The organism is Kribbella pratensis (assembly GCF_004366075.1).
Classification (GTDB): Bacteria; Actinomycetota; Actinomycetes; order Propionibacteriales; family Kribbellaceae; genus Kribbella; species Kribbella pratensis.
The window spans coordinates 1,840,340-1,851,315 of record NZ_SODU01000001.1 but is presented as its reverse complement, the minus strand read 5'-3'; the positions used below and the strand labels follow the sequence as shown (position 1 = coordinate 1,851,315).

The window sequence follows — 10,976 nt, the reverse complement described above, 5'->3', positions numbered from 1 at the left end:
CCGGAAACTGACGATTGCTCAGGGCATCGACCCGCCCGGATCCCGCTGCGTGTCGCCTGCGCTCGCACCTCGCGCAACAGCAACGGATACCCCCCCGCGTTCAGGGTTCTCCCCTCGTGTATCAGTAGAGAACCCCACACTCGAGGGGTGATCCGCTCGTCTGCTGGTCGACGTACGGCTCCCGAAGAGCTGCTCTCGCTGTGCTTAGTGTTCGCTCGCGAACAGGACGCGGCGGGCATGGTCGGTGTCGAGGTATTCGCGGACGGCGACGATCACGCCGTCCCGAACGGTGAAGACCCCTCCACACCGGTTGTCATAGGCCTCGCCGTTCCGGGCCGTCGCCTGCGCCGTCCACTCGGCGAAAACCTGTTCACCGTCGGCGATGACGTTGACCAGCGTGATCGTCACTGGTGCACCCGGCGCGAACAGGTTGCCCGCCGCCGCGCCGAGGAACTCGTCGACGACCATGTCCCGGCCCTTCCAGTCACCGGACAGCGGCAGATCACCCGGATAGGTCCACACCACGTCCGGCGCGAAGCTCGCCCGGATCGTCGGCAGGTCACCCGCCGCCACTGCCTCGACGTACCGGGTCACGACTGTCCTGGGATCCATCGGCGTTGCCTCCTCGTGCGACGTGGGTGCCAAGGTCAGTACGGCGTTGCCGCGGATGCGACGGTGCCGCAGGTCGTCGAGGACGGCATCGGTCCGGGACCAGTCCTCGACGCGACCGAGCTCGGGGTGGAGCCGCCCGGACCCGACCAGCCGAACCAGCGTTGCCAGGTCTTCGTCGTCGCGGCCGTGCACGTAGTGGAAGTGCCGGATGCGCGCGGCTTCTGGAGCGGTGAAGAAGTCGAAGAAGTCGAGCGTCACCGGTTGCCGGCTGGCCTCGCCGAACCAGATGAGATCACCGCCCGGCACCAGCTTCGACAACGCGGCCGGCAGACTCTCACCACCGACGGACTCGAGCACCAGATCGAACGGTCCGCGTGCGTCCGGGACGTCGTACACCAGGGTCTCGGCGCCGAGCTCCAGCAGCCGCTCGCCGCGGGCAGGGGTTGAGACGACGGCTGTGACCGATGCACCGGCGCCGGCCGCGAGTTCGGTGAAGTAGTGCCCGACACCGCCGGCGGCGCCGGTCAGCAGGATCCGCCGGCCGATCACGCTGCCCGCCGTACGCAACAGGCGCAGCGCTGTCAGCCCGGCGAGCGGAAGCGCGGCGGCCTGCTCGAACGAGATGCTGTCCGGCAGTACGGCGACCTGCGTGGCCGGTGCGATCACGTGCTCCGCCCAGCCCGAGTGTGGCAGATGCGCGACCACGCGGGTGCCGACCGGTGGACCGGTGGGGCCGGCCTCGATCACTCGGCCGGCGATGTCCTTACCCGGTCGCCAGCCGGCCCGCGGCGCCTCCAGTTGGAAGGTCTCACCGCGGTTGATCGAGAAGGCGGCCACCTCGATCACCATCTCGCCCGGGCCCGGCCGGACCTCGTCGACCTCGGCGAACCCGACTTTGCCGGTGTCCACCGGAACCACTGCTCTCATTGCTGTTTCACTCCTTCACCTAAACTCGACCCCGGACGACATGGACGCTACGAACCGGTCGCGGCGGGCGGAAGACAGCACTAATTACTGCTATGGGCACCTAATGGATACCGACCAGGTCAGAAGCAGGTGGGACGCCACGAAAGGCGCCTGCCCGACGCGTCAGGTGCTCGGCCGGATCGGCGACACCTGGACGATGCTGGTGATCAGCACGCTCGAGAAGGGCGGCACGCTGCGGTCCGGCCAGCTCAAGTCGATCATCGAGGGCATCACCCAGAAGATGCTCACCCAGACTCTGCGCAATCTCGAGCGGGACGGCGTCGTACGGCGTGATGTTCTTCCTACTGTGCCGGTGACGGTCAGCTATACGCTGACCCCGCTCGGCCTGAGCCTGGCCGCTGCCGTCGCGACGATGCGGACCTGGGCGTACGACCACATGGACGAGATCGCCGCTGCCCGCGACGAGTACGACGCGAATCGCTGAGGAGTCACGTGGAGCTGGAACTGTCCGGGAAGACCGCGGTGGTCACCGGTGCGAGCAAAGGGATCGGGCTGGCGTGTGTAGAGGCGCTCGCACGTGAGGGTGCGGTGGTCGTCGGCATTTCGCGGGACGCCGGGAACCTGGCGAAGGCACAGGAGGAGCTCGCCGCCAAAGGCTTGAGCTTCCAGGCCGAAGCGGTCGATCTGACCGACGCCGACGCGACGCGAGCCGCTTTCGAGCGGATCGGCGTACCGGACATCCTGATCAACTGCGCCGGCGCGGCCCGCCGGACACCGGTCGACGATTTGGACAGTACGGCGTTGCACGCCGCGATGGACGCGAAGTACTTCACGTACATGCACGCGACCGAGGCCGTCATCCGCGGGATGGCGGACCGCGGCAGCGGCGCGGTCGTGAACGTCGTCGGCCAGGGCGGCCGGGCCGCGAACCCGTTGCACATCGGGGGCGGTGCGGCCAACGCCGCGCTGATGCTGGCGTCGGCCGGCTACGCGAAGGCGTACGCGGGCCAGGGCGTCCGGGTGAATGTGATCAACCCGGGGATGACGCGCACCTCCCGCGTCGACGAGGGGCTGGAAGCCGCAGTACGGGCGACCGGCAAGCCGAAGGACGAGCTGCTCCAGGAGATGGTCCGCGAGATCCCGATGGGCCGCGCCGGCGAGCCGCAGGAGGTCGCCGACGTCGCGATCTTCCTCGCCTCGCCCCGCGCCAGCTATGTCACCGCCTCGATCATCACCATGGACGGCGCGACCACCGCGGTCATCTGATTCACGGCTTGTTCACGTTGCCGTCGGTTGGTCGCTGTGTTGGGTTCGAGAACGGGGTGATCGGGCGCTCCTGCGGTACGTCGTCAATGGTGATGTCGACGTTCTCGTTGAAAAACGCGATGTGGCCGGCGACCGGGAGCAGGGGCGCCGTCGGGAAGTCGTAGGACCAGGCGACGTCCGGGACCGAGGGGACCGACCAGTACGCCGACGTACGGCCTTTGTACGGGCATGCGGTGACGGTGTCGGACGGGGTGAGGTGCTCCAGCTGGACGGAGGTTTTCGGGAAGTAGTAGCGCGGTGGCAGTCCGGTCTCGAAGACGATGACAGTCGCGGTGGAGTCGGCGAGAAGCTGGCCGGCGGCGCTGACCGTGATGTGGCGGGTGGACTTGATCGCGTCGACGCGGGAGTACGGGTTGCGTGGGTGGACGAAGACCTCCTCGTCCTCTTCGAACCAGCTGTCCAGCGCGTCCCACTGGAACCGCACCCGGCCCTTCGCGACGCCGTCGTCGTACACCCACGCCTTGCCGGTGCCGGCGGTGTGCACTCGCGCGACGCCGTGCTCGAACGTCTTGGTCTCGCCGGTGTCGGCCAGCACGCCGTCGGCGACGTCCGCGAGCGGGACGTAGTACTGCGGGTACGGCGGGAACTCCCAGAGGTAGATCGCGTCGGTCGTGTCGAGGACGACGCGGTCGTCGAGCATCGCGCGGATCCGCCGGGGGACCGGCGCGGTGCCGCCGGGCGGGATCAGGGGTTCGGGGTAGGCGCTCATTCGTCAAGTAAAGCGCGGGGCCGGCCCTGGTGGTGCCGGCCCCGCAGTATTTTCGACCGGATCATTGGCCGGATCAGACGGTGATCCAGTCGATGTCGGCGATGTAGCCTCCTGCGTTGCTGACCTTGATCGAGTTCGATCCGGCGGTCAGCTTCACCGGGAGGTAGGTGACCTGTGGCGTACCCCAGTCGTTGTCGCCGAGGCCGTGGTAGTTCACCCAGTAACTGTCGGTGCCGTTGACCGTCAGCATGCTCTGCCGGCTGGTGTCCCCGTCGGTGTAGGCGATCTTCACCAGATACGTGCCCGTGGCCGGCACGGTGATGTCGTTGAGCGTCACCGTCGACGAGTAGCCGATGTTGCCGATCTTCGAGCCGCCCGAGCAGAGCGTGCATCCGGACACACTCGCGTCGCCGGTCAGTGTGCTCGTCGGCGACTCGGCCTCGTAGCGCACCGGCCCGCCGGACTTCGAGGTGTACATGGTGATCCCGGCACTCGCATCCGACGTACGGCCGTACTTCACGCCCTTCACCGTGAAGGTGTACTGCGTCTGCGGCTGCAGCCCGCCCACCACGGTGCCCGGCGTCGTGCTCGTCGCAACCTGCTTGCCGTTGGCAAACACCTGGTACGACGTCGCGCCCGCACTCGGCCGCCAGTTCAGGGAAACCGACGTACGGCTGACGTCCGTCGCGGTCAGGTCGGCCGGGATGCTCACCGGCACGTACTGGTCAGGCGTGATCTTGTACAGCTTCGACCCGTGCGCGGGCAGCTGAGCGCTGACCGAGCCGGAGACATTGCGGGTGTTCTGGTTCGCCCAGATGTCGCGGACCGTGGCCTTCCCGCCGATGCCGAGCTGGTCGAAGTTGCCGGTCACCGTGGCAGGGGAGTCGGCCAGGTTGAACAGCGCGACCGTCGTACTGCCGTCCGCGTTCTGTGCGTACCAGACCTGCTGCAGTTGGTCCTGGTTCAGCGGACGCGCCGGGTTGCCGGACTGGTTGATCGCGATGACCTCGCGGTTGGTCAGCAGCTTCAAGCCGTACGCGTCCAGCTTGGTGAGGTCGTCGCCCGCGAACAGCGGCGCGGAGTTGATCGCCCAGAACGTCATGTAGGACTGGCGTTCCGCGTCCGTCAGGCCGTCCATCGCGCCGACGCCGACGTTGATCGCATCCAGGTTGTTCCAGTGCCCCGGCCCGGCGTCGTCGATCCACTGCGGGAGATCCCACCAGCGGGCTTTCACCGAGCTGTCCCACTTGACGATCGTGCCGCAGTAGCACTCGACGTCGGTGTCGATCCGCCAGCCGTTCGAGTTCTGCTTCCACACGTCGGCGTACCGGTGGCTGAGCGACCAGGACAGCGTGTACATCATCGGCCGTCCGGCGTTCTGCACCGCGCGCCACCAGGCCTCGACGTCCTCGGTGTTGTTGTGGTTAGGGTCGTCCGGCGCGCCCTTCCAGGAGCCGGGGCCGACGCCGTCCATCTTGATGAAGTCCACGCCCCAGCTCGCGAAGAGCCGGGCGATCGAGTCGGCGTACTTCTGCGCGCACGGGCTCTCGTAGTTGATCTTGTACGCCGCGTCCCAGCCGTTGGTCTTGCGCAGGTCCGGGTACACGATGTCGCGCGTGAAGCACCCGGGCGCGTCGTAGATCGGGGTGTTGCCGTCGCGGTAGACGTCCGTGCCGAGCCCGACGACGGTGTAGATGCCGAACTTCAGGCCGAGCTTGTGGATGTCGTCACCGACCGCCTTCATGCCACGCGGGAACCGCTTCAGGTTGGCGACCGGGCGGCCGTACTCGTCACCGCCGTCCTGCCAGCCGGCGTCGACGTTGATGTACTCATAGCCGTACGGCTTGAGCTTCGTGGCCAGGGCGTTCGCCTGGGTGAGGATGTTCTTCTCGCTGATGAAGCTGCCGGGGCCGTCGGGATTGACGCCCGGGTAGTTCGTCGACTGCAGACTCCAGCTGCTCCAGCCCATGTACGGCTTGGCAGCGATCTGCGGGTAGGCGGGTTTCTGGTCTTGGACTGCATCGGCTGGGGCGGTCACGGCTGCTGTCGACACCAGGGCGAGGGCAGCCAGGACGAGCGTCGTACGGCGTCTCAAGGACATGAAAACGTCCTCCGGGGGAGGAGTGAGCGGACGTCGTCGAGCCTAGGTCGGCTTAATTTACACAGTCAAGTATTGAGGTCCTGTTACTTCGTGTGACAGGACCGCCATGGAACCTTGATCAACTTCGCTCCGCGGCCGGGGCGTCGTACCAGCAACAGGCCGGCTCGTGAGGATGCCGGCTGGAGGCAGGAGGGGGTTCCGTCATCGTGAACACGAGGAAACTCGGCCGGACGGTGGTCGCCGCGGCCGGGGCGGCCGGTCTGGTCGCACTCGCGGCCGCCGGGGCGTCGGCGGCATCGTCGCCGGCACCTTTGAAGTTGGTTGCTGGCGGCACCGATGTCACTCTGGCCAGTGTCGAGGACTACGGCGTCGACCTGGATCTCAGTACGCATCTGGTGGCCGGCAACGCGCCGATCGACATCCGCGCCACACGAGCGTCGTACAGCTCGCCGGTGGTCGCGACGCAGTACGTCCACGGCAAGCCGGTCCGCAAGTTGCCGAAGGGGCTTGTCACGGACTTCTCCGGCCTGGGGAAGTTCCTGCACATCACGCTGACCGACGCCGCTGGCAAGAAGGTGCTCGAGAAGGACCAGGCGGTCTGCCTGAACGGCGACGGATCGCGGACCCGTCCGGATGCCCCGGCAACCTCGCCGTACCCGGACGGCTGTACCGCGAATCCGTTCACCCAGGGTGCGGTCTGGGGACTGCAGACCGGGTGGTCGGCGCGGACGTACGGCGACGGGCAGCCGGTGCGGCTTGCCGTCGGCAAGTACAAGGCGACGGTGACCGTAAACAAGGCGTACCGGGACTTCTTCAAGATCCCCGCGAAGGACTCGTCGGTGAAGTTGAACGTCACGGTGCAGAAGTCCGACGCCTCGGGGGCCGCGTGGGTGAGCTCGAGTTCGGCGGGGCCGAGGCCGAACGCGGCGCGTCCGGTCGGTCAGGCGAGCGTTCCGAAGGGCCCGAAGCCGGACCTGCGCCCAGTGCCGGCGTGGGGGATCGTGGCCGCGCCGGGCGACGAAGGTACGCCGGATGCGAACAAGGACTTCCTGCAGTTCTCGGCGACCGTGTGGAACGCTGGCCCGTCGCCGCTGGTGCTCGACGGGTTCCGGCGACAGGGCAAGGACCTGATGGACGCGTACCAGTACTTCTACAACGCGCAGGGCAAGCAGGTCGGGTACCAGACCACCGGGACGCTGGAGTGGGACGGCCGGAACGGCCACAACCACTGGCACTTCACCGACTTCGCCCGCTACAGCCTGCTGAACGCCAAGCAGACCGAGGTGGTGCGCAGCCAGAAGGAGGCGTTCTGCCTGGCCGCGACAGACTCCATCGACTACACGGTGAAGAACGCGAACTGGCACCCGGGCAACACCGACCTGCACACCGCGTGCGGCGACCACGGCTCGCTGTCCGTTCGTGAGGTCCTCGACGTCGGCTCCGGCGACACCTACGAGCAGACATTGCCGGGTCAGTCCTTCGACATCACGAACCTGGCGAACGGCACGTACTACGTCCAGGTCACGGCCAACCCGGAGAACCGCCTGTTCGAGGCCAGCACGAAGAACAACGTCGCGCTCCGCAAGGTGGTCCTCGGCGGCACCAAGCACCACCGCACCGTCCAGGTGCCCCCAGTCGGCGTCATCAAAGCTCCCTGATGCCGCCCAGCCGGCCCGCCCGCCGGCACTCGCGCCCTCGGCCCTGATCCAGCCGGGGGCGCGAGCCTGTTCAAGGGCGACTTTGAGCACCCACCAACCAAATTTCCTGCTCGGAAATGGTTGGTGGGTGCTCAAGGTTGCCTGGGGCGGGACTGGGAAGGCAGCGCGGTCCCGCCCCAGGAGTTCAGTGGTGCTGGGGGCGGCGGCGGGCGCGGACGGGACGGGCGTGGGAGTCCATGCGCGCGTGCTGCCGCCGACCGAGGACGAACGGGCGAGACGTGCGGCTGCGGATCGGCGCGCTCTCCGGGGCCGACAGTTGGATGTCGGCCGGCTGCAGGTTCACGCGGATCGGGACCTGGTGCCACGGGGAGCGGGTCCGGACCAGTACCAGCCGGAGTTGGCCGTCGCGCCGCAGCCGGAGGCCGATCGCGACCGTCGCCACCGCGGGGACCAGACCTGCGAGCATCAGCGCCGAGCGGGCGCCGAAGTGCTGGGCCAGGAACCCGACGAGCGGCCCGCCGATCGCGCCGCCCCCGATGAAGACCAGGTTGTAGATCCCGGACACCCGGCCGCGCAGGCCGTCCGGCGTGGTCAGCTGGACCATCGACTGGGCCGCGGTCAGGAACATCAGCGTCGCCATTCCCATCGACGCCAGCACCGGGATGAACGTCCACAACGAGGGCTGGATCGCGGCCAGTACCTCGGTGATCGTGAGCAGGCACGCGATACCGATCAGGTTCCGCAGGCGGGTCGGCCGGACGCGGCGGGCCGAGAGCAGGGCGCCTGCCAGGGCCCCGAACGCGACGACCGAGTTCAGTACGCCGTACCCCGAAGCGCCGGTGTGGAAGACGCGGTCGGCGAACGCGGTCAGCGTCACTGGCAGGCTGATGCAGAACATCCCGTAGATGCCGACCAGCGCGATCGCCCAGCGGACGGCCGGCTCGTGGAACGCGTACCGGACGCCGTCGCGCAGCCCGTCGCGGATCCGCATCCCGGCGCTCGCCTTGCGGGCCGCGTGGAACCCGGGCATCTCGCTCTCGCGCATCCGCAGCAGCGCGCTGATCGACGCGAAGAACGTCAGCCCGTTGAGCGCGAACGCCCAGCCCGCGCCGATCGTGCCGAGCAGCACACCGCCGAGCGCGGGGCCGATCAGGCTGCCGAGCTGGAACGTCGACGACACCATGCTGATCGCGTTCCGGACCGTGTCGCGCGGGACGAGCTCGGTGACGAACGACTGCCGGGTCGGGTTGTCGACGGCTGTCGCGAGACCGAGGACGAAGGCCATCGTGTAGACGTGCCAGACCTGGACGTGACCGGTGAAGGCGGTCAGGGCGAGGACGCCGGCACAGGTGCCCATCGTGATCTGCGTGACCAGCAGGATCTTCCGCTTCGGGAACCGGTCCGCGATCACGCCGCCGAACAGACCGAGCACGAGGGTGGGGAGGAACTGCAGCGCGGTCGTGATGCCGACCGCGGTGGCGCTGCCGGTGAGCGTGAGCACCAGCCAGTCCTGGGCGATGCGCTGGATCCAGCCGCCGGTCGAGCTGACCAGCAGTCCGCTGACCAGGAGGCGGAAGTTGCGGACCCGCAGTGCGCTGAAGGTGTCCTTGAAGCCGGGCCGGCGCGCTTGCGTCTCCCGGAGCTTGGTGGAGTCGGTGGTGCGGTGGAGATGGAAGTCGGTGGACGGGACAGTACCGGTGGCCCGGGAGGTCAAGAGCAATCCCTACACGAGTGGCTGGTCAGGGGAGGACATGTCCATCCTCAGGGTTGGGTGCTGAATTCCCCCAGCGAATTACTCCTATTAGTCTTATTGCGCCACGTTATGGGAAGGATATCGATGTACGACCCGGACCAGCTGCGGACGTTCCTCGCCGTCGCTCAGTCGCTCAGCTTTACCCAGGCGGCCGAGCGGCTGGGCATCCGGCAGCCGACGGTGAGTCAACATGTCCGCAAACTCGAGACGGCCGTCGGACGGCCGCTGTTCGTCCGCGACACGCGCACAGTCACGCTGACCGCGGACGGCGAGGCGATGGCCGGGTTCGCCCGGACCATCCTGGCCGCGCACGAGGAGGCTGCCGGGTACTTCACCGGCTCGGAGTTGCGCGGCCGGCTGCGGTTCGGCGTGACCGACGACCTGGCGCTCACACCGCTGCCGAAGATCCTCCGCGACTTCCGCCAGCTGTACCCACGGATCGACCTGGAACTGACCGTTGCCCAGAGCCCGAATCTGCTCCGCCGGGTCGAGTCCGGCCACCTGGACCTGGCCTACGTGAAGCATGGCGCCGGCGGCGGCTACGAGCCGAACGGCCGGCTGGTACGACGGGACCCGATGGTCTGGGCCGGGATCGCCGGGACCCGGATCGCGCCCGACGTCCCGGTCCCGCTGGTCGCGTACCAGGCGCCGTCGTTGAGCCGGTCGCTCGGTGTGCAGTCGCTCGAGCAGGCCGGCCGCACCTGCCGGATCACGTGCATCGTCCGCGGCGTCAACGGCGTACTCGCCGCTGTCCGCGCCGGCCTCGGGATCGCGATCTTCGCCCGCTCCCTGATGCCCGCCGACCTGGTCGAGCCACCCCCGAGCGCCGGCCTGCCCGAGCTCCCCTCCATCGACCTGGTCCTCATCACCAACCCCCGCGCCGCGAAAGAACCCGCCGAGGCGTTGACGGCCGCCATCCTCGGCAGCAACGCCCCACTCAAGCCCGACGCCGGATGAGATCGGCAGCTCGACAGGAGGTAGCCCGTCGGCGCGGCCGCGCTCACGCTCAGCAGGACAGCCGATCCGGCGTAGTGGGCGTATACGTACTGTCGAGCTGCAGCTAGACGAGTGCGTCTCCGCGCAGTACGAGCGAGATGATGCTGACCGCGGCGATGGCGATCGTGATGAGGAAGGGGGCGCTGCGCCACAGGAGGATCGTGGTCAGGAGGGCGGCGACGACTGCGAGGGCGATCCAGCCGATGATGCCGATCGCTCCGGACGGCGCGATGACCAGGAGACCGGTTGCTGTCGCCAACGGCAGCGGTGCGACGAGGCGGGCGTAGCGGCCGAGGCGTTGCGGCCAGCCGCGGACACCGGTGGCCAGGTCGTCGGCGAGATCGGGTACGACGTTTGCCAGATGGGCACCGATCCCCAGGAGGGCCCCCGCCGCGGTCGCCCACCACGGAGCCCAGACCTGCGCGGTGCCGAGCGTCACGAACGAGGGCAGTCCGCCGAACGCGACGGCGTACGGGAGCCACGAGATCACGGTCGACTTGAGGCCCAGGTTGTACGCCCAGGCGCAGGCGACGAACAGCAGGTGCATCAATCCGGACGCGAAACCGTTGGCGAGGGAGACGGGAACGGTGACGACCAGCATCACGCCCGCGCCGACCGCGAGCGTCCGGCGACTCACCAGTCCACGCACCACTGGCTTGTCCCGGCGGTTCACAATGGTGTCGCGGGCGGCATCTATCGCGTCATTGCTCCAGCCGATCGAGAGGTGGCCGGTGAGGATCGTTGCTGCGACGAGGAGACACCCGGCCGGACTTCGCCCGGCCGACCACGCGACGGCGGTGACCAGCGCGGTGACCGCGACGGTCGGGCCCGGGTGGCACGCGAGAGCCAGACCCTTGACGGTCCGCAGCGCTCTCACCGACACAACGATGCCAC

Annotated in this window: 9 protein-coding genes; 4 read left to right on the top strand and 5 right to left on the bottom strand. The window is 68.3% G+C overall.

The annotated features are described in order from the left end of the window. Positions 1 to 204: 204 nt before the first annotated feature. A complete protein-coding gene (locus EV137_RS08755) occupies positions 205 to 1,539 on the bottom strand; it encodes a nuclear transport factor 2 family protein (RefSeq protein WP_134127697.1) in 1,335 nt (444 codons plus the stop codon). A 103-nt stretch (positions 1,540 to 1,642) separates the two neighbouring features. Between EV137_RS08755 and EV137_RS08750 the strand changes: the two genes are divergently transcribed. Next, positions 1,643 to 2,023: a winged helix-turn-helix transcriptional regulator gene (locus EV137_RS08750; protein ID WP_133781452.1), complete on the top strand. Its 381-nt coding sequence runs from the start codon at positions 1,643 to 1,645 to the stop codon at positions 2,021 to 2,023. 8 nt (positions 2,024 to 2,031) lie between these two features. Beyond that, positions 2,032 to 2,805 carry an SDR family NAD(P)-dependent oxidoreductase gene (locus EV137_RS08745; protein WP_134127695.1) on the top strand — a complete coding sequence of 258 codons (774 nt, stop codon included), beginning with the start codon at positions 2,032 to 2,034 and terminating at the stop codon, positions 2,803 to 2,805. A 1-nt stretch (position 2,806) separates the two neighbouring features. Here EV137_RS08745 and EV137_RS08740 read toward each other — a convergent pair whose 3' ends face one another. Then, a complete protein-coding gene (locus EV137_RS08740) occupies positions 2,807 to 3,574 on the bottom strand; it encodes a DUF427 domain-containing protein (RefSeq protein WP_134127693.1) in 768 nt (255 codons plus the stop codon). Between the two features lie 73 nt (positions 3,575 to 3,647). Then, positions 3,648 to 5,675 carry a fibronectin type III domain-containing protein gene (locus EV137_RS08735; protein ID WP_134127691.1) on the bottom strand — a complete coding sequence of 676 codons (2,028 nt, stop codon included), beginning with the start codon at positions 5,673 to 5,675 and terminating at the stop codon, positions 3,648 to 3,650. A gap of 206 nt (positions 5,676 to 5,881) precedes the next feature. Here EV137_RS08735 and EV137_RS08730 point away from each other — a divergent pair, with 206 nt between their 5' ends. After that, positions 5,882 to 7,333 (top strand): lysyl oxidase family protein, encoded by a 1,452-nt coding sequence (locus tag EV137_RS08730; RefSeq protein WP_238175175.1) that lies wholly within the window; start codon positions 5,882 to 5,884, stop codon positions 7,331 to 7,333. Between the two features lie 184 nt (positions 7,334 to 7,517). On the opposite strand, the gene EV137_RS08725 is transcribed toward EV137_RS08730, so the two are convergent. Next, the gene (locus tag EV137_RS08725) at positions 7,518 to 9,047 is read right to left on the bottom strand and encodes an MFS transporter (protein ID WP_134127687.1); all 1,530 of its coding nucleotides are present in this window, start codon (positions 9,045 to 9,047) and stop codon (positions 7,518 to 7,520) included. A 123-nt stretch (positions 9,048 to 9,170) separates the two neighbouring features. On the opposite strand from EV137_RS08725, the gene EV137_RS08720 reads away from it, so the two are divergent. Further along, complete coding sequence (locus EV137_RS08720; protein WP_130380615.1) at positions 9,171 to 10,043, top strand: LysR substrate-binding domain-containing protein; 873 nt, start codon at positions 9,171 to 9,173, stop codon at positions 10,041 to 10,043. Positions 10,044 to 10,146: 103 nt separating this feature from the next. Here the strand turns inward: EV137_RS08720 and EV137_RS08715 are convergent, their stop codons facing one another. Beyond that, positions 10,147 to 10,959, bottom strand: coding sequence for a UbiA family prenyltransferase (locus tag EV137_RS08715; RefSeq protein WP_238175174.1), 813 nt, complete (start codon positions 10,957 to 10,959; stop codon positions 10,147 to 10,149). Positions 10,960 to 10,976: the final 17 nt, after the last annotated feature.

What these genes read in the sequence shown, in the direction of transcription:
- EV137_RS08755 (WP_134127697.1), bottom strand. Translation starts at nt 1,539, where the DNA reads ATGAGAGCAGTGGTTCCGGTGGACACCGGCAAAGTCGGGTTCGCCGAG.
- EV137_RS08750 (WP_133781452.1), top strand. Translation starts at nt 1,643, where the DNA reads ATGGATACCGACCAGGTCAGAAGCAGGTGGGACGCCACGAAAGGCGCC.
- EV137_RS08740 (WP_134127693.1), bottom strand. Translation starts at nt 3,574, where the DNA reads ATGAGCGCCTACCCCGAACCCCTGATCCCGCCCGGCGGCACCGCGCCG.
- EV137_RS08735 (WP_134127691.1), bottom strand. Translation starts at nt 5,675, where the DNA reads ATGTCCTTGAGACGCCGTACGACGCTCGTCCTGGCTGCCCTCGCCCTG.
- EV137_RS08720 (WP_130380615.1), top strand. Translation starts at nt 9,171, where the DNA reads ATGTACGACCCGGACCAGCTGCGGACGTTCCTCGCCGTCGCTCAGTCG.